20 protein-coding genes are annotated in these 22930 nt (G+C 71.4%); 9 read left to right on the top strand and 11 right to left on the bottom strand.

Features of this window, described 5'->3' with window-relative positions:
* Positions 1-212: 212 nt before the first annotated feature.
* Complete coding sequence (locus ACIGXX_RS11050; protein ID WP_351159534.1) at positions 213-1766, bottom strand: leucyl aminopeptidase; 1554 nt, start codon at positions 1764-1766, stop codon at positions 213-215.
* Between the two features lie 192 nt (positions 1767-1958).
* A complete protein-coding gene (locus ACIGXX_RS11045) occupies positions 1959-2741 on the bottom strand; it encodes an adenosylcobinamide-GDP ribazoletransferase (protein WP_399974737.1) in 783 nt (260 codons plus the stop codon).
* Positions 2742-2938: 197 nt separating this feature from the next.
* Here ACIGXX_RS11045 and ACIGXX_RS11040 point away from each other — a divergent pair, with 197 nt between their 5' ends.
* Entirely contained in the window at positions 2939-3700 is a 762-nt protein-coding gene (locus ACIGXX_RS11040) for a hypothetical protein (RefSeq protein ID WP_351159530.1), read from the top strand.
* Here ACIGXX_RS11040 and ACIGXX_RS11035 read toward each other — a convergent pair.
* The 3 genes from ACIGXX_RS11035 to cobT all read right to left on the bottom strand — a co-directional run bounded on the left by ACIGXX_RS11035 (position 3643) and on the right by cobT (position 7304).
* Positions 3643-4353: a hypothetical protein gene (locus tag ACIGXX_RS11035; RefSeq protein ID WP_366462903.1), complete on the bottom strand. Its 711-nt coding sequence runs from the start codon at positions 4351-4353 to the stop codon at positions 3643-3645. The two genes, ACIGXX_RS11040 and ACIGXX_RS11035, sit on opposite strands and share 58 nt — an antisense overlap.
* Positions 4350-6098 (bottom strand): phosphatidylglycerol lysyltransferase domain-containing protein, encoded by a 1749-nt coding sequence (locus tag ACIGXX_RS11030; RefSeq protein WP_399974733.1) that lies wholly within the window; start codon positions 6096-6098, stop codon positions 4350-4352. Before ACIGXX_RS11030 ends, ACIGXX_RS11035 begins: the two co-directional genes overlap by 4 nt.
* A gap of 66 nt (positions 6099-6164) precedes the next feature.
* On the bottom strand, positions 6165-7304 hold the full coding sequence (cobT, locus tag ACIGXX_RS11025) for a nicotinate-nucleotide--dimethylbenzimidazole phosphoribosyltransferase (protein WP_399974730.1): 1140 nt from the start codon (positions 7302-7304) through the stop codon (positions 6165-6167).
* A gap of 205 nt (positions 7305-7509) precedes the next feature.
* On the opposite strand from cobT, the gene ACIGXX_RS11020 reads away from it, so the two are divergent.
* Positions 7510-8247: a class I SAM-dependent methyltransferase gene (locus ACIGXX_RS11020; RefSeq protein WP_351159521.1), complete on the top strand. Its 738-nt coding sequence runs from the start codon at positions 7510-7512 to the stop codon at positions 8245-8247.
* A 32-nt stretch (positions 8248-8279) separates the two neighbouring features.
* Here ACIGXX_RS11020 and ACIGXX_RS11015 read toward each other — a convergent pair whose 3' ends face one another.
* Complete coding sequence (locus ACIGXX_RS11015) at positions 8280-9479, bottom strand: bifunctional adenosylcobinamide kinase/adenosylcobinamide-phosphate guanylyltransferase (RefSeq protein ID WP_383819393.1); 1200 nt, start codon at positions 9477-9479, stop codon at positions 8280-8282.
* Between the two features lie 90 nt (positions 9480-9569).
* Between ACIGXX_RS11015 and ACIGXX_RS11010 the strand changes: the two genes are divergently transcribed.
* Positions 9570-9791 (top strand): hypothetical protein, encoded by a 222-nt coding sequence (locus ACIGXX_RS11010; protein ID WP_351159517.1) that lies wholly within the window; start codon positions 9570-9572, stop codon positions 9789-9791.
* 65 nt (positions 9792-9856) lie between these two features.
* On the opposite strand, the gene ACIGXX_RS11005 is transcribed toward ACIGXX_RS11010, so the two are convergent.
* The 3 genes from ACIGXX_RS11005 to ACIGXX_RS10995 form a co-directional block, all read right to left on the bottom strand.
* Positions 9857-10924 (bottom strand): S1C family serine protease, encoded by a 1068-nt coding sequence (locus ACIGXX_RS11005; protein ID WP_399974725.1) that lies wholly within the window; start codon positions 10922-10924, stop codon positions 9857-9859.
* Between the two features lie 151 nt (positions 10925-11075).
* A complete protein-coding gene (locus ACIGXX_RS11000; protein WP_361470533.1) occupies positions 11076-11783 on the bottom strand; it encodes a methyltransferase domain-containing protein in 708 nt (235 codons plus the stop codon).
* Positions 11784-11857: 74 nt separating this feature from the next.
* The gene (locus tag ACIGXX_RS10995) at positions 11858-12484 is read right to left on the bottom strand and encodes a DUF3043 domain-containing protein (RefSeq protein WP_351159511.1); all 627 of its coding nucleotides are present in this window, start codon (positions 12482-12484) and stop codon (positions 11858-11860) included.
* 267 nt (positions 12485-12751) lie between these two features.
* Between ACIGXX_RS10995 and ACIGXX_RS10990 the strand changes: the two genes are divergently transcribed.
* The 5 genes from ACIGXX_RS10990 to ACIGXX_RS10970 all read left to right on the top strand — a co-directional run bounded on the left by ACIGXX_RS10990 (position 12752) and on the right by ACIGXX_RS10970 (position 19231).
* Complete coding sequence (locus ACIGXX_RS10990) at positions 12752-13543, top strand: PspA/IM30 family protein (RefSeq protein ID WP_351159509.1); 792 nt, start codon at positions 12752-12754, stop codon at positions 13541-13543.
* Positions 13544-13571: 28 nt separating this feature from the next.
* Positions 13572-13850, top strand: coding sequence for a hypothetical protein (locus ACIGXX_RS10985; RefSeq protein WP_351159506.1), 279 nt, complete (start codon positions 13572-13574; stop codon positions 13848-13850).
* A 167-nt stretch (positions 13851-14017) separates the two neighbouring features.
* Positions 14018-15256 carry a histidine kinase gene (locus ACIGXX_RS10980; RefSeq protein ID WP_351159504.1) on the top strand — a complete coding sequence of 413 codons (1239 nt, stop codon included), beginning with the start codon at positions 14018-14020 and terminating at the stop codon, positions 15254-15256.
* On the top strand, positions 15253-15933 hold the full coding sequence (locus tag ACIGXX_RS10975) for a response regulator transcription factor (RefSeq protein WP_361470530.1): 681 nt from the start codon (positions 15253-15255) through the stop codon (positions 15931-15933). Before ACIGXX_RS10980 ends, ACIGXX_RS10975 begins: the two co-directional genes overlap by 4 nt.
* Before the next feature lie 151 nt (positions 15934-16084).
* Entirely contained in the window at positions 16085-19231 is a 3147-nt protein-coding gene (locus ACIGXX_RS10970; RefSeq protein WP_399974719.1) for an efflux RND transporter permease subunit, read from the top strand.
* 140 nt (positions 19232-19371) lie between these two features.
* Here the strand turns inward: ACIGXX_RS10970 and nadA are convergent, their stop codons facing one another.
* Positions 19372-20577, bottom strand: a complete 1206-nt coding sequence (gene nadA, locus ACIGXX_RS10965; protein ID WP_399974715.1) for a quinolinate synthase NadA — start codon at positions 20575-20577, stop codon at positions 19372-19374.
* 254 nt (positions 20578-20831) lie between these two features.
* On the opposite strand from nadA, the gene ACIGXX_RS10960 reads away from it, so the two are divergent.
* On the top strand, positions 20832-21188 hold the full coding sequence (locus ACIGXX_RS10960; protein WP_030933606.1) for an iron-sulfur cluster assembly accessory protein: 357 nt from the start codon (positions 20832-20834) through the stop codon (positions 21186-21188).
* 84 nt (positions 21189-21272) lie between these two features.
* Here the strand turns inward: ACIGXX_RS10960 and ACIGXX_RS10955 are convergent, their stop codons facing one another.
* Complete coding sequence (locus ACIGXX_RS10955; protein ID WP_399974712.1) at positions 21273-22787, bottom strand: hypothetical protein; 1515 nt, start codon at positions 22785-22787, stop codon at positions 21273-21275.
* Between the last annotated feature and the right edge of the window lie 143 nt (positions 22788-22930).

Here is a 22930-nt window from a genome sequence, read left to right as displayed (position 1 = left end):
CGGCCCTGTGGTGGGGGCCCTGTCCTGCCGAGAACCCATCTTCGCACTTGTCGGCGAGAGGTGGGACGGCGGGCCGGGCTGTGAGACGTCTGATTCGCCACGTCGGGCGTTGCTCAGGCGTATGAACGTACGGATTTCGTCGAGGGCGAAATCGGCAGGGGCCCGGACACCTGGATGTCCGGGCCCCTGCCCGCGTACGACGGACCGGCAGGTCAGCCGAGGTCGCCCGCGGCCGTGCGCTCGGCGAGGCGGACCAGGGTGCGCACCGCGGTGCCGGTGCCGCCCTTGGGCGTGTAGCCGAACGGGCCGCCCTCGTTGAAGGCCGGGCCCGCGATGTCCAGGTGCGCCCAGGTGATGCCCTCGCCGACGAACTCCTGGAGGAAGAGACCGGCCACCAGACCGCCGCCCATGCGCTCGCCCATGTTGGCGATGTCGGCGGTGGGGGAGTCCATGCCCTTCTTCAGGTGCTCGGGCAGCGGCATCGGCCAGGACGGCTCGCCCGCGTCCTCGGACGCGTCGTGGATCGCGGCGCGGAACGCGTCGTCGTTGGCCATGATCCCGAAGGTGCGGTTGCCGAGCGCCATCATCATGGCGCCGGTCAGCGTCGCCACGTCGACGATCGCGTCGGGCTTGTCCTCGGAGGCCTTGGCGATCGCGTCGGCCAGGACCAGACGGCCCTCGGCGTCGGTGTTGAGCACCTCGACGGACTTGCCGCTGTACATCCGCAGGACATCGCCGGGGCGGGTCGCGGAGCCGGACGGCATGTTCTCGGCCAGTGCCAGCCAGCCGGTGACGTTCACCTCGAGGCCCAGGCGGGCCGCGGAGACGACGGCGGCGAAGACGGCGGCCGCGCCGGCCATGTCGCACTTCATGGTCTCGTTGTGACCGGCGGGCTTCAGCGAGATGCCGCCCGAGTCGTACGTGATGCCCTTGCCGACGAAGGCGAGGTGCTTCTTCGCCTTGGACGACGTGTACGAGAGCTTGACCAGGCGCGGCGGGGCGTCCGAGCCGATGCCGACGCCGAGGATGCCGCCGTAGCCGCCCTTGGCGAGCGCCTTCTCGTCCAGGACCTGGACCTTGATCCCGTGCTCCTTGGCGGCCGCGGAGGCGACCGCGGCGAAGGCCTCGGGGTTCAGGTCGTTCGGCGGCGTGTTGATGAGGTCGCGGGCGCGGTTGAGCTCCTCGGACACGGCGATGGCGCGCTCGACCGCGGCCTTGTACGCCTTGTCGCGGGGCTTGCCGCCGAGCAGGACGATCTCGGCGAGCGGACCCTTGGCGTCCTTGCCGTCCTTGGCGTTCTTGCCCTTCGCGGTGCCGTTGTCCTTGTACGCGTCGAAGGAGTACGCGCCGAGCAGCGCGCCCTCGGCGATCGCGCCGGCGTCATCGGCGTCCTCGGCGGGCAGCGCGAACGCGGCCTTCTTCGAGCCGGACAGGGCGCGCGCGGCGGTACCGGCGGCGCGGCGCAGGGCATCCGTGCCGTACGTCTCGTCCTTCTCCGGCACCGTGCCGAGGCCGACCGCGAGGACGACCGGCGCCTTGAAGCCGGAGGGCGCGGGCAGCTTGGTCACCTCGCCCTCGCCGCCGGTGGCGCCGAGGGTCTCCAGAACGGACGCGAGCTTGCCGTCGTACGCCTTGTCCACGGTCTCGGCGCCGGGCGCGACAACCAGAGTCCCCTTGGCTGAGGCAGTGCCCTTGGCGACGCCGACGACGATCGCGTCGGCACGGAGGCCGGACGCGGCGGCGGTGCTGAGAGTCAGAGCAGTCACGGTGGTGAATTCTCGCTTCCGTAGAGTTCTTTGGCCGATGGGGTGGGTCGACCCGCCCGGCGCCAGCCTAGAACGGGCCGGAAAGCGCCGAACATGAGCCTACGCGCGTCGTGCCCATTCGATCGTGTCGGTAGAGATTCATCCGTTCGTGGCGCCGCATTTATGTTTCAAAGCGGCGGGCGGCGCCACGCTTCAGCCAAGTGCCAGGACGACCAGGCACATCGTGGCGGCGGTCTCGGCGAGCGCGCCGAAGACGTCGCCGGTGATGCCTCCGAAGCGGCGGACGCAGTGCCGCAGGAGGAGCTCGGCGGCGCAGACCGCGAGGACGACGCCGGCCGCGTACTGGACGGTCTCGTACGTCCCGAAGGGCGCGGCGGCGATCGCGGCCATCGCGGCGACGAACGCCGCCGTGAGCAGGGCGGCGCCCCGGGGGACCGTCCCGGCCACCGCGGCCCCGAGCCCCTCCGGGCGGGCCGGGGGGATGCCCGTGCGGGCGGCCAGGGTGAGGGCGAGGCGGGCGGCGGCCGCCGAGACGACCGCTGCGAGCGCGCCCCGGGTCCAGGAGTCCTCGTACAGCTGGAAGAGGACGGCCACTTGGGCGAGCAGGGTGAAGAGCAGCGTGATGACGCCGAAGGGGCCGACGTCGGACTGCTTCATGATCCGGAGCGCCTGGTCGGCGGGTTTGGCGCTGCCGAGTCCGTCGGCGGTGTCGGCGAGGCCGTCGAGGTGGAGGCCGCGGGTGAGTGCGGCGGGGGTTGCGGCGGTCGCGGTGGCGGCGAGGAGGGGGCCTGCGCCGAGGGCCATGAGCGCGGCGCCGAGCGCGGCGGCGCAGAGCCCGACGACCAGCCCCGCCAGGGGGGCGCAGAGCATGCCGCCGCGGGCGGCGTCGCGGTCCCAGCGGGTGACTCTGACCGGGAGCGCGGTGAGCGTGCCGAAGGCGAAGCGGAGGCTGTCGGCGGGGGAGGTTCGGGGCACCGCGGAAGATTACCTGGGCGGTACGCCTGATCCATCGGCACCGGGCACCCGGCACCCGGCAGGGGGCACAACGATGGCCGGTGAGGGGGGATCGGGTGGGTGGTCGGGAAAGATCCGCCGCGCAGCGGCGGCACAGGCAGACCCCCACGCGCCCGCAGCGAAATGCGGCGAGCGGACCCCCGGCCCAGGATGGCCCCATGGCCGACTGGTGGGCGAGGAACATCGTGGAGCCGGGAAAGCTCCCGCTCCTGCTGGCCCTGCTCTCCTTCGTGGGCTCGTTCCTCGTCACCCGCACCATCACCCGCCTGATCCGCGCGGGCAAGGGCCCCTTCCGGAACATCAGCTCGGGCGACGTCCACATCCACCACGTGGTGCCCGGCATCTTCCTCATGCTCGTGGGAGGGTTCTGGGCGGTCGCGGCCGGTCGGCACAGCCTCGCCTCGATGTTCGCGGCCGTCATCTTCGGGGTCGGCGCGGGTCTCGTACTCGACGAGTTCGCGCTGATCCTCTACCTCGACGACGTCTACTGGAGCGAGCAGGGCCGCAAGAGCGTCGAGGTCGTGATGCTGACCGCGGCCCTGGTGGTGCTCGTGCTCACCGGCTTCACCCCGTTCGGCGTGAACGATCTGACGCCCGAGGAGCGCGGCAACCGCGCGGGCCTGGCCCTGAACGTCGCCGTCAACTGCTGCTTCGCCCTGGTGGCGTTGGCCAAGGGCAAGCTGCGGACCGCCCTGATCGGCATGGTGGTCCCGCTGGTGGCGATGGTGGGCGCGATCCGCCTGGCCCGCCCGGGATCGGCGTGGGCCAGGCGCTTCTACCGCAACCGGCACCGCACCCGCGCCCGAGCGGGCCTGCGGGCCTACCACCACGACCGCCGCTGGGCGGGCCCGCGCCGCAGGGTTCAGGACTGGATCGGCGGCAAACCCGACCCGGAACTGGCCCGCCCGCGCCGCCGCTGAAGCACCTCCGAGCAGCCGCACAGCACCAGCACCGCGGCGATCGCGGCGAGATGCTCCTTGCCCGCGAGGTTGTTCTTGACGAAGACCTCGGCGACCATCACGGCGATCACCAGCCCCGCCGTGAACCAGGCCCGGTAGCGCCAGCACACGTACACCGCGAGCCCCACCACCGCGGCGGAAGGGCCGGTGTCGACGACCCGCGCGTCGGACGCGGGCAGCCCCAGCGGGTTGCCGGGGCCCCACTCGATGCCCACGCGCGCGTAGAGCGTCCCGGCGAGGGTGGCCGCGTAGCCGACGAGGAGCGTGCGCCACCAGCCGACGCAGATCTCCGCGATGCCGAACACCAGCAGGATCTGTACGAGCGCGCCCCACACGGGCAGGTCGAGCGCGGGCACGAAGAGCGAGAGCGGGGTGCGCAGCAGCGCGAGCCAGAGCGGGTCCTCGGCCCGTACGGAGCCGATGTTCTGCACGAACTGATAGCCCCAGGACTGGTTCTGCACGAACTGGAAGAGGGCCGTCAGGCAGACGGCGGCCAGCGTCATGGGCGCCGCCCGCCACCGCCGCTCGGCGACGCCGTCGCGCACGACGGCGTACAGCGGCCCCCACTCGGTACGCGCCAGACGGGTCAGCCGGCCCGCGGCCAGGGAACTCATCGTCGGGACTCCAGATGCTTGCGGTGCAGCCACTTCGGCAGGCCCGGCGCTTCCAGGAAGCCCTCCGCGCGGGCCGACGCGATGCCGATGCGCGGCAGGTCGCCGCTCTTCTCGAAGAGAAGGAAGCGCGGCTCCCAGATCGGGCGGTACTTCGCGTTGGCGCGGTACAGCGACTCGATCTGCCACCACCGCGAGAAGAAGGTGAGCAGGGAGCGCCACAGCCGCAGGACCGGGCCCGCGCCGAGCCGCGAGCCACGTTCGAAGACCGACCTGAACATCGCGAAGTTCAGCGAGACCTGAGTGATCTTGATCTCGGCGGCGCGCTGGAGCAGCTCGATGACCATGAACTCCATCAGGCCGTTCTCGGCGTCGCGGTCGCGCCGCATCAGGTCGAGCGAGAGCCCGCGCGGCCCCCACGGCACGAAGGAGAGCACAGCCCTCAACTCGCCGTCGCCATCGGTGCATTCGAGCATCACGCACCGCCCGTCCTCGGGGTCGCCGAGCCGTCCGAGCGCCATGGAGAAGCCGCGCTCGGTGGCCCCGTCGCGCCAGTCGTCGGCCCGCTTGAGGAGGTAGGCCATCTCGTCGGCCGGGATGCCCTCGTGGCGGCGGATCCGCACCTCGTAACCGGCCCGCTTGACCCGGTTGTAGGCCTGGCGGACGGTCCGCATGGCCCGCCCTTCGAGAGTGAACTCGGCGGTCTCGACGATGGCTTCGTCGCCGAGTTCCAGGGCGTCGAGGCCGTGCCGGGCGTAGATCGTGCCCGCCTCCTCGCTCGCGCCCATCACGGCGGGCAGCCAGCCGTGCTCGCGGGCGTCGGCGAGCCAGGGCTCGATGGCGCCGGGCCAGGCCTCCGGGTCCCCGATCGGATCACCGGAGGCCAGCGAGACGCCCCCGATCACCCGGTAGGCGACCGCGGCCTTGCCGCTCGGCGACCACACGACGCTCTTCTCGCGGCGCAGCGCGAAGTAGCCGAGCGAGTCGCGCTCGCCGTACTTGTCGAGCAGTTCGTGCAGCCTCCGCTCGTCGTCCTCGGTGAGCGGGTCGACCGCCCTGCGTGAGCGGAACGCGGCGTACAGGACGGCCAGGAGGAGGAGCGTGCTGAGCACGTTGATGGTGACGTTGACCCAGCCGGGCGTGGTGATGCCCTCGAACCGCCTGTCGTCGGCGGCCAGCGAGACCAGGCGCATCGTGCCGTAGCGCCAGCGGTCGAGGAAGGTCGAACGGTAGTCGTCGTGGGCGCGGTTGGTGACGGTGACCAGGAACGCGGCGATCAGCGAGGTCACGAGCAGGCCGCCGACGGCGACGGCCGCGGCGAGCTTCGGATTGGAGCGGTCGCCCTTGGCGTAGAACTCCCGCCGCCCGACGACAAGCGCGGCGACGAAAGCGGCGGTCAAGGCGAGGGAGATCCAGTTCTGCGCGTGTCGGCGGATCTCCGGGAAGACCATCGCGAACGCGAAGAGAAGCAGGAAGAGCCCGCTGAGTACGACGTTGAGAATCCAGGCGGCGCGTTTGCGGCGGCGCATCGTAATGGCCAGGAACATCGTGAACGCACCGGAGGCGAAGCCCGCGGTGAGCAGGTACGGCGTGAAGTAGTTCTCGGTGTTGTGCCGCCGCAGATCCTGCCCGAGGGAGACCCAGACCGCGCTCAGAAAGTTGATGAAGGTGACGGCGCGGAGGTACCAGACACTGAAGGCCGCGGCGAGACGCTGACGGCGCCCGGCAGCAGATTGCTCATCTCCCATGAAAAGGGATCATATGGGGCATGCCGGGCCGCCCTCGGCTGTGACCAGCCGCGCCGCCTGCCCGCTTCAGGCTCCTTCGGGCTCCGGGGTGTGGGCCTTGGGCTCCGGCTCGGTCTCCGGAGCCGTCTCGGGCTCGGCCTCCGGCTCCGATTCCGGCTCCGGCTTCCGCTCGGGCAGTTCGGCGGAGAGCGCCGCCGCGGCCCGCACCAGAGGCAGCGCGAGCAGCGCGCCCAGGCCCTCGCCCACCTGCACGCCCTGCTCCAGGACGGGGTCGAGCGCCATCCGGTCCAGGGCCTTCGCCTGCGCGGGCTCCCCGCTGTTGTGCCCCGCGAGCCACCAGTCCGGCGCCCGGAAGGCGACCCGCTGGGCGACCAGCGCCGCCGCCGACGCCACGACGCCGTCCAGGATGACCGGCGTACGCCGCACCGCGCACTGGAGCAGGAACCCGGTCATGGCGGCGATGTCCGCGCCGCCCACCGTCGCGAGCAGCTCCAGCTGATCCCCGAGTACGGGCCGCGCCCGCCGCAGCGAGTCCCGGACCGCCGCGCACTTGCGCATCCACGCCAGGTCGTCGATCGGTGAGCCGCCGCGACCGGTCACCACGGACGCGTCGGTCCCGCACAGCGCGGCGACCAGCGTCGCCGCGGGCGTCGTGCCGCCCACGCTCACATCGCCGAGCACGACCAGGTCGGTCCCGGAGTCCGCCTCCTCGTCGGCGACGGCCATCCCGGCCCGCACCGCCGCCTCGGCCTCGGCGGCCGACAGCGCGTCCTCGATGTCGACGCGCCCCGAGCCGCGCCGCACCCGGTGCCCCGCCACCTCGGCGGGCAGCTCGGCGGGGTCGCAGTCCAGGGCCATGTCGACGACCCGGACGGAGACGTCGAGGCGGCGCGCGAGGACGGAGACGGGGCTCGCGCCGGAGAGTACGGCACGGACGAGCTCGGCCGCGCTGCCCGCGGGCCGCGCGGACACGTCGAGTCCCGCGACCCCGTGGTCACCCGCGAAGAGGATCACGCGCGGTCGCTCGATCGGCTTGACCGGCACCGACGACTGCGCCGCGGAGAGCCACTCGCCCAGTTCGTCCAGGCGGCCGAGCGCCCCGGGCGGCACGCTCTGCCGCTCCCTGCGCTCCTCGGCGTCGCGGCGCACCCCGCCGTCGGGCCGCTCGATCAGGTCGGTGAAGTCGTCGAGATTCAGCGAGCTCATTCGCCGAACAGTACCGGCAGGGCCGGACCCGGGTTCGGACGGCCCGGCGGCAGGCGTCCCCGCGCGAGCGGGACCACGGGGCGCGGCACGTCCACGGTGTCGCTGCGCCGGTGTCGATCATCCCTTACGTACCGTTTGGAGTGGCTTGTCGTGTTACTCGCCTGCGTACCGCTCGCACCGCCCGACAGAGGAGCCTGCCACGCCCATGGACGCCGCCCAGGCCGCCGCCGCCCAGGCCGAGAAGATCTTCGCCGTCCCGCACGCCACCCGCCGCCACCAGGCGCGGGCCCGCGCCATGGGCCGGTTCATCGAGCCCGAGAGCTGGCTGGACATCGACACAGGGCACGGGCACTTCCCCGCCGTGGCCCAGCAGGTGCACCCGTACACCGCCTTCGACGGCCTCGACCCCACCGAGCGCGTGGAGGAGGGCCGCAGGGCGGGCCGCGTCGAGGAGGCCCACCGCGGGCTCCTCGCCGACCTGGCGCCCAAGCTCGCGGGGCGCTACGACGCGCTGAGCATGTTCCACTACCTGGAGCGCAGCGCCGACCCGCGCATCGAACTCATCGCCGCCCGCACGGTGTTGCGGCCCGGCGGCCATCTGATGATCGAGGTCCCGGTCCCGGAGAGCCGGTACGCCAGGCTCCTGGGCAGGGGCTGGATCAGGCCCGAGCCCCACCACCGCATCCCGCTCACCGCTCTGCGACGCGAGCTGGAGAGCCTCGGCTACAGCGTCGTGGCCACCGACCTGCGCGCGGCGCACGTCCCCTTCGACCTGACCGCGGGTCTCGCCCTCGCCCTCGGCCGCATCCGCGCCGCGGCCCGCCTCGCGGTCCCGCTCCTCGCCGCCGCGGCCCTGGCCGACCGGCTCATCGCCCCCGTGGTCAGCCGCACCCGGTTCTCCAACGCCTACCGGGTCGTCGCACGCCGTAACCCGGACGCGTGAAGGACACGTGACCGGACGCGTGACCGGCCGGGTCAGCCCCGCAGGGTGAGCGCCTGGCCCGCCACGACAAGCAGCACGTGCTCGCACTCCGATGCGAACGCCGCGTTCAGACGGCCCAGTTCATCGCGGTAGCGGCGGCCCGAAGCGGTCGCCGGGACGATGCCCGAGCCGACCTCGTTCGAGACGGCGACGACCGTGCGCCGACTCGCGCGCACCGCGTCCGTCAGCTCGGCGACCCGCTTGCGCAGCGCCCGCTCGCCGCCGCCCGCCCATTCGTCGTCGTCCCACGCGTTCACCTCGTCCATGGCGTACGTCAGCCACAGCGAGAGGCAGTCGATGAGCAGGGGAGGGCCGCTCTCGGCGAGCAGCGGCACGAGGTCGCAGGTCTCGGCGGTGCTCCACGACCCGGGCCGCCGCTCCCGGTGGGCGCTCACCCGGTCCGCCCACTCGGAGTCGCCGTTCCTGGTCCCGCCGGTGGCCACATACAGCACATCGGGGAAGGCCTCCAGGCGCCGCTCGGCCTCCACCGACTTCCCCGACCTGGCGCCGCCCAGGACGAGGGTGCGGCGCGGCACGTCCGGTACGTCCTCGTAGGCGCCGACCACCAGCGTCGTCCCGTCCGGCACGGCCCGCGCGCCCGCCGCGGCCAGCCTGCGGGTCAGCTCCGCGCCCGGCGGCACCTCATGGCCCAGATGGACGGCGATGACGTCCGTGGTCGGCCCGATGGCCCCGGCCGCCCGCAGCCGCGCGAGCCCGTCGGGGCGCCCGACGACATCGGCGAGGACCATCTCGTACGCGGGTTGCCCGTCCGGCACCCCGGCGGGGGCGCCGTCCGGCGGCAGATACAGCAGCCGCTCCCCGTCGGGGCCCACCACCTCGTACCCCGTGCCCGGATGGTCCATCGCCACCGCGCGCACCCGGTGCCCGGTGAGCAGCGCGAGCTCACGCCCGTCGGGCACCCGGCCCGGCTGCGGCAGGCCGGCCGGCACCTCCACCGAGGGGCCGTCGTGCGGATGGGAGAGCAGGACCTGGCGCACGCCGCCGAGCGAGTGCCCGGAGCGGGCGGCCGCGAAGGCGGCGCCAGGGGTGAGGTCGAGCAGCAGGACGCCGTCCACGAGCAGTGCGGTCGCGGCACGTGCGGCGCCGCCGAGCGCGGTCGCGCAGGCCGCGCAGGGGCAGCCGGGGCGGGGCAGGCCTTCGGGGTCGCCGGTGCCGAGCAGAGTCAGTTCCACAGGAAGATCCTCCCGCGTCGACGCGAGCGCCGCTCGCCCGGCTAGGCTTCAAGCGGCTTCAAACGGCTGTCGGACCATCGGGAGGCTCGCATGGCGGCATGGACGTGGCGGTTCGAGAAGGCGGACGGGACAGAGGTCCAGCCCGCTCTCACGCCCGAAGAGTTCACGACTCAGGGGGACGCGGAGTCCTGGGTCGGCGAGTTCTGGAAGGAGCTCGCCGAGGGCGGCGCCGACCAGGTGTCGCTCTTCGAGGACGCGAACAAGATCTATGGGCCGATGAGCCTGCACGCGGAGGACGCGGCGCAGGGATGAGTGACGCCTGAACGCGAGGGGGGTGGCCGCATCAGCGGCCACCCCCCTCGCACGCGGGGCCGTTCCTACATCTCGCCCAGCGTGACGTCGGCGGTCTTGTCGGCGCCGTCCCTCACGTACGTCACCTGCGCCTTCTCGCCCGGCTTCTCCCCGGCGAGCGCCTCGGAGAGCGAGGTGATCGTGGTGATCTCGGCATCGCCCAGCTCGGTGATGATGTCGCCGGCCTTGAGGCCCGCCTTGGCCGCGGCGCCGTCCTTCTGTGCCTCGACGACGGCGACACCCGCGGGCTTGTAGTCGTCGCCGAGGACCGTGCGGCCCGTGATACCGAGGGCGGCCCGGCCCGAGTCGGTGACCTTGCCGTCCTTGATGATCTGGTCGGCGACGGTCTTCACCATCGAGGACGGGATCGCGAACCCGATGCCGGGCGCGGCGCTGTCGCCCATGCCCGGGTCGGTCGCGGCGAGCGTCGGGATGCCGATGACCTCGCTGTCGAGGGTGACCAGGGCGCCGCCGCTGTTGCCCGGGTTGATCGCGGCGGACGTCTGCACCATGTTCGCGATGGTGGCCCCGGCCGCACCCTCCGTACGGGGCTCGCTGACGGTCCTGCCGGTGGCGGAGATGATGCCCTGCGTGACGCTGGACGACAGGCCGAGCGGCGAACCCATGGCGAGCACGATCTGCCCGACCTCGGCCTTGGTGGAGTCGGCGAACTTCGCGGCCTTGAGCCCGCTGGGCGGGTCGTCGAGCTTGATGACGGCGAGGTCCTGCTCGGGGTAGGTGGCCACGAGCTTGGCGGTGAGGGCCTGCTCGCCGGTGGCCGTCGTGACCTTGAAGGTCTCTTCCTTGCCCACGACATGGGCGTTGGTGACGACATGGCCCTTGTCGTCGTAGACCACTCCGGAGCCGAGGCTCTCGGAGGCGTCGATCTGGACGACCGACGGCAGGACGTCCTTGATGACCTGCTGGTAGTCGTCCTGCAGATCGCTCTCCGCCAGAGGCGCGGCCTGAGTGGTGGATTCACCGGAGTCCCCGGAACCGGATCCGGAACAGCCGCCGATGAGGAGGCCTGTGGCGATGACGGCGGCGGTGACGGCGGCGGTGACGTGACGGGTACGGGTACGCGAGACAGTCATGTCCCGAGTGTCCTGTTCGTCCCCGTGTGGCGCCCTGAATTAGAGGGCCGATCAGGGCGTTCGGCCCACCCTCACCGACTGTGCCGCGAGGCAATCGGGTGGGTGGGCGGGAAACGTCCGCCGCCAGGCGGCGGTTCAGGCGGCGGTCCAGTCAGTCCCGCACGCCGCAGACGTGCAGCAGGGCGGCCACCCGCCGATAGGGATCGGTCCGCCCGGCCCGCTCCTCGGCGGCGAGCAACGCCGCCAACTCCGCGTCCTCAGGGGGAACCGCGTCGTCCGACGCGCCGTCGGTGAATACCCGCACGCCGTACCAGGCGTGCAGCGGCGCGGCGATCCCCGCGAGCGACGAGGACACGGCGTCGAGCCGGTCCGCCCGCGCCTCGATGCCGAGCCGATTGCGGTACACGGTGGAGTCGAAGGCGGCCGTCGCCCCCGCCCAGTCCCCGGCGAGCCCCGGCCGCATGGCCAGCGCGTCCGCGTTGCGCACGAGGAGGGAGAGCAGCCCTCCGTGGGCCAGCATCCGGGCCAGGCCCGCGAGCAGCGCGTCCGGCTCGTCGACGTACATCAGGACGCCGTGGCACAGCACGACGTCGAAGCTTCCCGGCAGGAAGTGCACCCCGGTCTCGCGCCCGTCGCCCTCGACGATGCGCACCCGCCCCTGGATGCCCTCGGGCTCCGCGGAGAGCGCGGCGCGCGCCGCGGCCACCATCGCCGAGTCCTGCTCGACGCCCGTCACCTTGTGCCCGGCCCGGGCGAGACGCAGTGCCTGCGTGCCCTGCCCCATGCCCACGTCGAGCACGCGCAGCCGCTGCCCCACGGGGAAGCGCCCGGCTATCTGCTCGTCGAGCTGCCGGGTCACCAGCTCCTGGCGTACGGCATTGCGCAGACCGCCCAGCTTCTCGAGCCACGCGGCTGCCCCGCCGGCGAAACCGCTCAGGGCCGCTCTCCGCGCTTGACCTGCGGCTTCGGCAGCCTCAGACGGCGCATCTGGAGCGTACGCATCAGGGCGTACGCGACGGCGCCCTTCTTGCTCTCGCTCGGGAAGCGCTCGTTCAGGCGCTTCTTCAGGCGGACCGCCGTCGTCACCGAGTCCACGATGATCAGGACGATCACGAAGAGCCAGAGCAGCAGCGCGATGTTCTGGAGCTGCGGGATCCGGACCATGCTCAGTACGAGGATGATCACGGCCAGCGGCAGGAAGAACTCGGCGATGCAGAACCGCGAGTCGACGAAGTCGCGCGCGAACTTGCGCACGGGGCCCTTGTCGCGGGCGGGCAGATAGCGCTCGTCACCGCTGGCGAGCGCCTGACGCTGCTTGTCCATCTGGACGCGGCGTTCATTGCGCTGCCGCTTCGCCGCCTCCTTGCGCGTCACAGGCGTGTTGGCCACGCTGCGTCGCTGGGTCTGGGCCTCACTGCGCTTGGGCGTGGGGCGGCCCTTGGGGGCCTGCGGGTCACGGGGCTGCTGGGAGTCGGTCACCGGGGCCTTGCTCGCCGGGGCCTTCTCGTCCTTGGATCGGCTACGGAACACAAAACCCAAGGGTACGGGGTGCTGACGCATGGACCTCCGCCCGATGGGGAACGATCCGGCAACACCGGGCGTCTTGATTGTGTGCCTAAGGGGATGTTCCGTGTGGTTTACAAGCGGTTTTCGGGCGGTTCCCGGGGGTGCACCTACTCCCTACGCCTGAGCCCGGCCGGACACAGTCGTCCTTGGGGATGAGCGCATCGGCACGCGAACAGTGCGGTAATGGATGCAGGGCCCGTACTGTGGGTTCTGAGCAGTACCTGGAGCTGGAAGTCCGTCAGAAGGGGGCGCGCGAAGCCCATGAGCGGTGTCATGAAGCGTATGGGGATGATCTTCCGCGCGAAGGCGAACAAGGCCCTTGACCGGGCCGAGGACCCGCGCGAAACCCTCGATTACTCGTACCAGAAGCAGCTCGAGCTGCTCCAGAAGGTGCGCCGCGGTGTCGCCGACGTGGCGACCTCGCGCAAGCGCCTGGAGTTGCAGCTGAGCCAGCTCCAGAAGCAGTCCTCCACGCTCGAGGACCAGGGCCGCAAGGCCCTCGCCCTCGGCCGCGAGGACCTGGCCCGTGAGGCGCTCTCGCGCCGTGCGGCCCTGCAGCAGCAGGTGACCGACCTGGAGACGCAGCATCAGACGCTCCAGGGCGAGGAGGAGAAGCTCACCCTCGCGGCGCAGCGCCTGCAGGCCAAGGTCGACGCCTTCCGTACGAAGAAGGAGACGATCAAGGCCACGTACACCGCCGCCCAGGCGCAGACCCGGATCGGCGAGGCCTTCTCCGGCATCTCCGAGGAGATGGGCGACGTCGGCATGGCGATCCAGCGCGCCGAGGACAAGACCGCGCAGCTCCAGGCGCGGGCGGGTGCGATCGACGAGCTCCTGGCCTCCGGGGCCCTGGACGACTCCTCCGGGCTCGCCAAGGACGACATCCAGTCCGAGCTGGATCGCCTCTCCGGTGGTACTGATGTAGAGCTGGAACTGCAGCGGATGAAGGCCGAGCTGGCCGGAGGCTCGACGTCGAAGCAGGCCATCGAGCCGGGTCAGGGACAGCCCCAGGCCCAGCAGCCGCAGGACACCCCGCGCTTCGACAAGCAGTAGGTCACCGCTCACGTCCGAGGAGGGCGACATGATCGTACGGATCATGGGGGAGGGGCAGGTGAAGCTGGCCGACAGCCACTTCACCGAACTGAACAAGCTGGACGACGAGTTGCTCGAAGAGATGCAGAGCGGCGACGAGTCCGGCTTTCGCAGGACGCTGGGCGCGCTGCTCGACAAGGTCCGGGAGCTGGGCACACCCCTCCCGGACGACGCCCTGGAACCCTCCGAGCTGATCCTCCCGGGCCCGGACGCGACGCTGGACGAGGTCCGGCAGATGCTGAGCGACGACGGCCTGATCCCGGGCTAGCCGCGGGGCGATCGGGTGGGTGGGCGGGAAAGATCCGGCGCGAAGCGGCGGAACGGGCCTGCCGGGCAGACGGAGCTCGGCCAGGACCGACCCCGGGGCGTCGTCGGCCGCAGGCCAAGCGGTCGGACCGGTCCCAGCCGCCCGCAGGGCCCCGTAACGTTTAAGGCGTGACCACTCTCGTGCGAGGCCGCTGTTGGGCCAAGGCGCATCCCCTGGCTGTGGACGCCGCCCTCGCGGCAGCCGTCCTCGTGTGCATGGTCATCGGTTCCTTCATCGAGCCGTACGGCCATGGCGCAGGCCCCAGCTGGGGCACGCGCACCCCGGGCGTGCTCAGCCTCGTCCTGATGCTGCTCGGCGCCACCGCGCTGATCTTCCGCCGCCGCGCCCCCTGGATCGTGCTCGCCGCGACCTGCGCCCTCTCCGTCGTCGACCTGATCACCGGCGAGTTCCGGGGCGCCGTCGTGATGAGCGCGGTCGTCGCCCTCTACACCGTCGCCGCCACCACCGACCGCCCCACCACCTGGCGCGTCGGCGTGGTCACCATCACCGGGCTCACCGGAGTCGCGATGCTGGCGGGCCCTCTGCCCTGGTACGCCCAGGAGAACCTCGGCATCTTCGCCTGGACCGGCATGGCCGCGGCCGCCGGTGACGCCGTCCGCAGCCGCCGCGCCTTCGTGGACGCCATACGCGAACGTGCCGAACGCGCGGAACGCACCCGCGAGGAGGAGGCCCGGCGCCGCGTCGCCGAGGAGCGGCTGCGCATCGCCCGCGACCTGCACGACGTGGTCGCCCACCACATCGCCCTCGTCAACGTCCAGGCGGGCGTCGCCGCCCACGTCATGGACAAGCGGCCCGACCAGGCCAAGGAAGCCCTCTCCCACGTACGTGACGCCAGCCGCTCCGCGCTGAACGAACTGCGCGCCACCGTCGGCCTGTTGCGGCAGACCGGCGACCCCGAGGCGCCCACCGAACCCGCGCCGGGCCTGGCCCGCCTCGACGACCTCGTCGAGACCTTCCGGCACGCGGGCCTCCCCGTCGAGGTGACCTGCGGCGACACGGTGGCGGAGCTGCCCGCCGGGGTCGACCTGGCCGCCTACCGCATCATCCAGGAGGCCCTCACGAACGTGCAGAAGCACGCGGGGACCGGCGCCAAGGCCGAGGTCAGCGTCATCCGCGTAGGGCCGAACGTCGAGGTCACGATCCTGGACGACGGCGGCGGCGAGAAGAAGAAGAGCGGCGAGCACGACGGCGGCGGGCACGGCCTCCTCGGCATGCGCGAGCGCGTCAGCGCCCTGGGCGGCCGCTGCGCCGCCGGACCCCGCTACGGCGGAGGCTTCCGCGTCCATGCGATCCTGCCGGTCACGGCAACGCCGGTCAGCCCGGCAGAGGGAGGGACCAGCGCGTGACGATCCGGGTGCTGCTCGCCGACGATCAGGCACTGCTGCGCAGCGCGTTCAAGGTGCTCGTCAACTCCGAGCCCGACATGGAGGTCGTCGCCGAGGCGTCGGACGGCGCGGAGGCCGTCGAGCTCGCCAGGTCCGAGGCCGCGGACGTGGTCCTGATGGACATCCGGATGCCGGGCATGGACGGCCTCGCCGCCACCCGCCTGATCAGCGCCGACCCCGCCCTTGCGCACGTACGCGTGGTCATGCTGACGACCTTCGAGGTCGACGAGTACGTGGTGCAGTCGCTGCGCGCCGGTGCCTCCGGCTTCCTGGGCAAGGGCGCGGAGCCGGACGAGCTGCTCGGCGCGATCCGGATCGCGGCCGCGGGCGACGCCCTGCTCTCCCCGGCGGCGACGAAAGGCCTGATCGCCAAGTTCCTCGCGCAGGGCGACGGTTCGGACGAGGAGGGCGGGGTGCGCGCCGAGCGGCTCGACGCGCTCACCGGACGCGAGCGCGAGGTCCTGGTCCAGGTCGCCGGCGGGCACTCGAACGACGAGATCGCCGAGCGGCTCGAGGTCAGCCCGCTCACCGTGAAGACCCACGTGAACCGTGCGATGGCGAAGCTGGGCGCCCGCGACCGGGCACAACTCGTCGTCATCGCCTACGAATCGGGCCTGGTACGTCCAAGGGTGGAGTGAGCGCGGACGCGATGTACTGCGCCCGCAGTATGCGCCACATAAGAACGGGTCCTCGGAGTGACGATTCCTGCTCTGGACATGGCAGATCGTGTAGGGGGCACCGGCCTGCCGGTGCCCGTTCCTGCGCAGTACGCCACAGAGAGAGACCACCATGTCCTGGCTGTCCCGGTTCAGCCTCGCCCAACGGGCCCTTGTCGGGCTGATATCGATCATCGCCCTCGTCTTCGGCGCGATCGCGATCCCTCAGCTCAAGCAGCAGCTGTTGCCCTCCATCGAACTGCCGATGGTGTCCGTCCTCGCCCCGTACCAGGGCGCGTCCCCCGATGTGGTCGAAAAGCAGGTCGTCGAACCCCTCGAGTCCTCGATCGAGGCGGTCGACGGCATCACCGGCATCACCTCCACGGCGAGCGAGGGCAACGCCGTGATCATGGCCCAGTTCGACTACGGCAGCGGCTCCAAGCAGCTCGTCGCCGATGTCCAGCAGGCCGTGAACCGCGCCGGGGCCCAGCTCCCCGACGACGTCGACCCGCAGGTCATCGCGGGCTCCACGGACGACATCCCCACCGTGGTCCTCTCCGTCACCTCCGACAAGGACCAGCAGGCGCTCTCCGACCAGCTCGACCGCACGGTCGTCCCCGCCCTGGAGGACATCGACGGCGTCGGCCAGGTCACCGTCGACGGCGTGCGCGACCTCCAGGTCGACGTCACCCCGGACGACAAGAAGCTGGCGAAGGCGGGCCTGACCCCGGCCGCGCTCGGCCAGGCGCTCCAGGCCGGCGGCGCCACGCTCCCCGCGGGCTCCTTCGACGAGGACGGCAAGAACCGCACCGTCCAGGTCGGCGGCGGCTACACATCCCTGAAGCAGATCCAGGACCTGATGGTCGCCCCCGAGGCCAAGCCGGGGGAGCGGCCGGGCAAGCCGGTGCGCCTCGGCGACCTCGCCACGGTGAAGCAGCAGCCCTCGGAGGCCACGTCCATCACGCGGACGAACGGCAGTCCCAGCCTCGCCGTCGCCATCACGATGGACCAGGACGGCAGCGCCGTCGCCATCTCCGACGCGGTCAAGGACAAGCTGCCCGACCTGCGCAAGGACCTGGGCGCGGGTGCGGACCTGACGGTCGCAAGCGACCAGGGTCCCGCGGTCTCCAAGTCCATCGACGGCCTGACCACCGAGGGCGCGCTCGGCCTGGTCTTCGCGGTCCTGGTCATCCTGGTCTTCCTGGCGTCGATCCGCTCGACGCTGGTCACCGCGGTCTCCATCCCGCTCTCGGTCGTGCTCGCCCTGATCGTGCTGTGGACGAGGGACCTGTCCCTCAACATGCTCACGCTCGGCGCCCTGACCATCGCCATCGGCCGTGTCGTCGACGACTCGATCGTGGTCCTGGAGAACATCAAGCGCCACCTCGGCTACGGCGAGGAGCGCGAGGCGGCGATCATCACGGCGGTCAAGGAGGTCGCGGGCGCCGTGACGTCCTCGACCCTGACGACCGTCGCGGTCTTCCTGCCCATCGGTCTGGTCGGCGGCATGGTGGGCGAGCTCTTCGGCTCCTTCTCGCTGACCGTCACGGCGGCGCTCCTCGCCTCCCTGCTCGTCTCGCTGACGGTCGTGCCGGTCCTCTCGTACTGGTTCCTGCGTCCCCCCAAGGACGTGCGCGACGCCGACCCCGAGGAGGCCCGCCGCAAGGCCGAGGAGAAGGAGGCGAAGAGCAGGCTCCAGCGCTTCTACGTCCCCGTCCTGCGCTTCGCGACGCGGCGCCGCTTCACCAGCCTCGCCATCGCGGTCGTGATCCTCGTGGGTACGTTCGGCATGGCACCGCTCCTGAAGACCAACTTCTTCGACCAGGGCGAGCAGGAAGTCCTGACCATTAAGCAGGAGTTGAAGCCGGGCACCAGCCTGGCGGCGTCCGACGCCTCGGCCAAGAAGGTCGAGAAGATGCTGGACGGCCTCGACGAGATCAAGGACTACCAGGTCACGGTCGGCTCGTCCGGTTTCATGGCGGCCTTCGGCGGCTCCACGGACACCAACCAGGCCTCGTACACCCTGACGCTCAAGGACAAGTCCTCGTACGACACGACGCAGGACAAGGTCGAGGAGGAGCTCGGCAAGCTCTCGGGCATCGGACAGACGTCCATCGCGGCCGGTGACGGCTTCGGCAGCCAGGACCTGAGCGTGGTCGTCAAGGCCGCCGACGGCGACGTGCTGCGCAAGGCGTCCGACGAGGTGCGCGACGAGGTCGCGAAGATCGACGACGTCACGGACGTCCAGAGCGACCTCTCGCAGAGCATCCCGAGGATCTCGGTCAAGGCCAACTCCAAGGCCGCGGCGGCCGGATTCAACGACACCACCCTCGGTCAGGCCGTCGCGCAGGCGGTCCGCGGCACCGAGAGCGGCAAGGCGATCCTGGACGACACCGAGCGCGACGTCGTGGTGAAGTCGGCGCAGCCGGCCAAGACGCTCGCCCAGCTGCGCGAGCTGAAGCTCGGCTCCGTGCAGCTCGGCGACATCGCCGAGGTGAAGCTGGTCGACGGACCGGTCTCGATGACCCGCATCGACGGCGCGCGCGCCGCGACGATCACCGCGAAGCCGACCGGCGAGAACACCGGCGCGGTCAGCGCCGACCTCACCAAGAAGCTCGACGCGCTGAACCTGCCGGACGGCGCCACGGCGTCCATCGGCGGGGTCTCCGAGGACCAGGACGAGGCGTTCGCCTCGCTCGGCCTCGCGATGCTCGCGGCGATCGCGATCGTCTTCATGCTGCTCGTGGCGACGTTCCGCTCGCTGGTCCAGCCGCTGATCCTGCTGGTGTCGATCCCGTTCGCGGCCACGGGCGCGATCGGCCTCCTGATCGCCACCGACACCCCGATGGGCGTCCCGGCGATGATCGGCATGCTGATGCTCATCGGCATCGTGGTGACGAACGCGATCGTCCTGATCGACCTGATCAACCAGTACCGCGGGCAGGGCCACGGCGTCGTCGATGCGGTCGTCGAGGGCGGTCGGCACCGCCTGCGCCCGATCCTCATGACGGCCCTGGCGACGATCTTCGCCCTGCTCCCGATGGCCCTGGGCATCACGGGCGAGGGCGGCTTCATCGCCCAGCCGCTCGCGGTGGTGGTCATCGGCGGCCTGATCACGTCGACGCTCCTGACCCTCCTGCTCGTCCCGACGCTCTACGCGATGGTGGAACTCCGCAAGGAGCGCAGGCGCGCGAAGCGCGAGGCGAAGCGGGCGAAGAAGGCGGGTGTCCCGCCGCAGTCCGGCTCCGAGGCAGCCGACCAGGAGCCGGCCCAGGTGTAGCGACGCCGCCGATCTCTCCCGCCCGCCCGAAACCTTGCGGGGTAATCGGGTGGGCGGGCGGGAGACCCGCCGCGAAGCGGCGAAAAGTAAGGGGCACCCCGCATATGCGGGGTGCCCCTTACGCACGGCTCAAGGCACGCCTACGGCAACGCCAGCATCCGCTCAAGCGCCAGCTTCGCGAACTGCTCGGTCTCGCGGTCGACCTCGATCTGGTTGACCAGCTTGCCCTCGGCGAGGGACTCCAGCGCCCAGACCAGGTGGGGCAGGTCGATCCGGTTCATGGTCGAGCAGAAGCAGACCGTCTTGTCGAGAAAGACGATCTCCTTGTCCTCGGCGGCGAAACGGTTCGCCAGACGGCGTACGAGGTTCAGCTCGGTCCCGATCGCCCACTTGGAACCGGCGGGAGCCGCCTCCAGGGTCTGGATGATGTGCTCCGTGGAGCCCACGTAGTCCGCGGTGGCCACGACCTCGTGCTTGCACTCGGGGTGCACCAGGACGTTCACGCCGGGAATCCGCGCGCGCACGTCCTCCACGGACTCCAGCGAGAAGCGCCCGTGCACCGAGCAGTGCCCGCGCCACAGGATCATCTTCGCGTTCCGCAGCTGCTCGGCGGTCAGGCCGCCGTTCGGCTTGTGCGGGTTGTAGAGGACGCAGTCGTCGAGCGAGAAGCCCATGTCGCGCACGGCGGTATTGCGCCCGAGGTGCTGGTCGGGAAGGAAAAGGACCTTCTCTCCCTGCTCATAGGCCCACTCCAGGGCGCGCTTGGCGTTGGACGAGGTGCAGATCGTCCCGCCGTGCTTGCCGGTGAAGGCCTTGATGTCGGCCGACGAGTTCATGTACGAGACGGGCACGACCTGCTCGGCTATCCCGGCCTCGGCCAGCACGTCCCAGCACTCCGCGACCTGCTCGGCGGTGGCCATGTCGGCCATAGAGCAGCCGGCGGCAAGGTCGGGCAGGACGACCTTCTGGTCGTCGGTGGTCAGGATGTCCGCGGACTCGGCCATGAAGTGCACGCCGCAGAAGACGATGTACTCGGCCTCCGGCCTGGCGGCCGCGTCCTTGGCCAGCTTGAAGGAGTCGCCGGTGACATCCGCGAACTGGATGACCTCGTCGCGCTGGTAGTGGTGGCCGAGGACGAAGACCTTGTCGCCGAGCTTCTCCTTGGCCGCGCGTGCGCGCTCCACGAGGTCGGGGTCGGAGGGCGACGGCAGATCGCCGGGGCACTCCACGCCGCGCTCGCTCCTGGGGTCGGCCTCGCGGCCGAGCAGCAGCAGGGCGAGCGGCGTGGGCTGAACATCGAGGTCCACGAGGTCCCCGGAGGACTGGGCGGTGGTCACGACACGCACCCTTTCTGTTCTGCAGACGAGCCTTTTCGTCTAATTGACGTTATCTATCATAACCGCTTCACGTCAGTTTGACGATGGCCATAGTGTCGATGTGACGCGTTCGCCTCCGACGGGCCGATGCCCCGCGCGGCGGCATGTGCGAGCATGAAGGGACAGCCAGCCGAGAGACACAGCACTCGGCCCGGAATGAATCCGCGGCCCCGGCGGTTGCAACCGTCGGCAAGCAGTCTCCGTACAACCCGGGAGAGAAGCAGATGTCCGTATCGGACGAGACCACCACCGTGAGCGACGGCATCCTCCTGTCCGACGCCGCCGCGGCCAAGGTCAAGGGCCTTCTTGAGCAGGAGGGCCGGGACGATCTCGCGCTGCGCGTCGCCGTTCAGCCCGGCGGCTGCTCGGGCCTTCGCTACCAGCTGTTCTTCGACGAGCGCTCGCTCGACGGCGACGTGGTCAAGGACTTCGACGGCGTGAAGGTCGTCACCGACCGGATGAGCGCTCCTTACCTGGGCGGCGCCTCCATCGACTTCGTCGACACCATCGAGAAGCAGGGCTTCACGATCGACAACCCGAACGCCACGGGCTCCTGCGCCTGCGGCGACTCGTTCAGCTAGACCCGTACCTGCGAAGGCGGCCCCCGAAGAACTTCGGGGGCCGCCTTCGTTTGTGGCGTGCTACTTGCGCGCGTTCGCGGGGTGCTACTTGCGCGGCACCGTCGCGCCGCCCTCCGCGTCCACGACCTTGCGGTCGCCCAGCGGCTTGTCCAGGGTCACGGTCTCGGTGAACTCCTTGGCCATCATGACGCAGACCTCGCCCTTCTTGTGGGTCTCCGTCACCTTCACGCGCACGCTGCCCCCGCTCTCGTCGGCCGACGCCGAGTAGTCGCTGCAGACGCCGCCCCAGAAGTGCAGCGTCAGGGACTTGCCGTCCGCGCGGTAGGACTCGACGTGCAGGGCCGGGTCCTTCGCGCCCGTACCCGGCTGCTCGGTGCCCGTGCCCGGCTTCTCGGTCGGGGTCGGGGCGGGCGACGGCGTGCTCGGCGAGGTGAGGAACTTCGGATCGACCGCCGGATGCGTCACCGTGAACGCGTCCTTGGCGCCCTGTGGCCGCACGTCGAACAGCCAGGCGGGCACGAGCGTCTGGCGCCCGTCCACGAAGTGCGCCGCGAGCCCGAACGTGGCGTCCTCCACCGCGACCGGCTGCGGCTTCGGGGGCGCGGACGAGGGCTCCTCGCAGGGTGCCTGCTTCTCGCCCTCCTTGCCCGTCGCGTCCTCGGGCACCGCGGTGGCGCAGCCGCCGATGCCGACGCGTCCGTCGCCGTCACCGGTCCTGTTGAGCTGGTCCAGGGTCTTTTCGGCGCTGATCACCGGGTACGTCGCACCCTTCTCCGGTGCCTTCAACTGGCCGCTGCCGCCGACCACTTGGCCGTCCGATCCGACCTGGATACCGGTCGACCAGCCGTACGTCGGGAGATCGCCCACCTTGGGGTCGGCGTTCACCACCCGTACACCGCCCATGAGTTGGCCCGCGTCCAGCTTCGCGTCGTCCTGGCCCACGGCCTTCAGGACGGGCGCAGCCGCCTTCTTCGCCGCGCTCTCGCCGACCGCCTCACCCTCGCCGTTCGGCGCGACGGACGTGTCCGAGCTCTGCGAACCGTCCGAACAGGCCTTGCCCTTCTGGCAGTTGTCGCTGCCCCCGGAGGCGTACCGCGAGAACGTCCAGGTGCCCGGCGCCTCCTTGCCCACCTGGAGCGAGGGCCCGGAACCGTCCTTGGTGGGGCCGATCTTCCAGGCGCCGTCCCGCGAGACGGGCTCGCCCGTGACGCCGAGGGCCTTGGCGAGCTCGGTGACCTGGGCCCGCGTGACGGTGCCCCGCGCGTGGTGGACCGCCGCGGAACCCGGGCCGTCGGGCAGCTTGCCCTCGGCGCGGTAGGCGGCGCCGTTCGGGTCGGGCTCTCCCGGGGCGATGCCCTCGGTGCCGCCTTCCTGCCGGTCGCCGTCCGTGTGCCCGTCGAGGGCGAGCGGGGGAGGCGTGCCGCCGTCGCCGACGGGAGAACTGCCGTTGCCGCCGCCGCTGCCGCCGGACGCGGTCGCGGCGAAGTAGGCGCCGCCGCCACCGACGAGCAGCACCGTGGCCGCCACCGACGCGACGGCAAGGCGGGAACGCCGCCGGTGCTGCTCGGCCGCGTCATGGTCGGATCGCTCGGTGCTCACCGCATCGCTCCTTCGACTGCACTGCTGTCCCTGGAGGCCCGTGCGTGGGCCTCGTTCGTATTCCGCGTCCCCTTTACGGGGGACAGCGGTGGGACGCAGCGGGGGAGCGCGCGGTTCCCTCGGCGCGCGCCGACGCCCCCTCG

It is taken from the genome of Streptomyces sp. NPDC055243 (assembly GCF_044544025.1).
Classification (GTDB): Bacteria; Actinomycetota; Actinomycetes; order Streptomycetales; family Streptomycetaceae; genus Streptomyces.
Note: the sequence above shows the minus strand (reverse complement) of the source record. Positions and strands in the feature narration are given on the sequence as shown.

Excerpts from the sequence above, each read along its gene's own strand:
- ACIGXX_RS11040 (WP_351159530.1), top strand. The coding sequence starts at position 2,939 with ATGGCCGACTGGTGGGCGAGGAACATCGTGGAGCCGGGAAAGCTCCCG.
- ACIGXX_RS11035 (WP_366462903.1), bottom strand. The coding sequence starts at position 4,353 with ATGAGTTCCCTGGCCGCGGGCCGGCTGACCCGTCTGGCGCGTACCGAG.
- ACIGXX_RS11030 (WP_399974733.1), bottom strand. The coding sequence starts at position 6,098 with ATGGGAGATGAGCAATCTGCTGCCGGGCGCCGTCAGCGTCTCGCCGCG.
- cobT (WP_399974730.1), bottom strand. The coding sequence starts at position 7,304 with ATGAGCTCGCTGAATCTCGACGACTTCACCGACCTGATCGAGCGGCCC.
- ACIGXX_RS11020 (WP_351159521.1), top strand. The coding sequence starts at position 7,510 with ATGGACGCCGCCCAGGCCGCCGCCGCCCAGGCCGAGAAGATCTTCGCC.
- ACIGXX_RS11010 (WP_351159517.1), top strand. The coding sequence starts at position 9,570 with ATGGCGGCATGGACGTGGCGGTTCGAGAAGGCGGACGGGACAGAGGTC.
- ACIGXX_RS11005 (WP_399974725.1), bottom strand. The coding sequence starts at position 10,924 with ATGACTGTCTCGCGTACCCGTACCCGTCACGTCACCGCCGCCGTCACC.
- ACIGXX_RS10995 (WP_351159511.1), bottom strand. The coding sequence starts at position 12,484 with ATGCGTCAGCACCCCGTACCCTTGGGTTTTGTGTTCCGTAGCCGATCC.
- ACIGXX_RS10990 (WP_351159509.1), top strand. The coding sequence starts at position 12,752 with ATGAGCGGTGTCATGAAGCGTATGGGGATGATCTTCCGCGCGAAGGCG.
- ACIGXX_RS10985 (WP_351159506.1), top strand. The coding sequence starts at position 13,572 with ATGATCGTACGGATCATGGGGGAGGGGCAGGTGAAGCTGGCCGACAGC.
- ACIGXX_RS10970 (WP_399974719.1), top strand. The coding sequence starts at position 16,085 with ATGTCCTGGCTGTCCCGGTTCAGCCTCGCCCAACGGGCCCTTGTCGGG.
- ACIGXX_RS10960 (WP_030933606.1), top strand. The coding sequence starts at position 20,832 with ATGTCCGTATCGGACGAGACCACCACCGTGAGCGACGGCATCCTCCTG.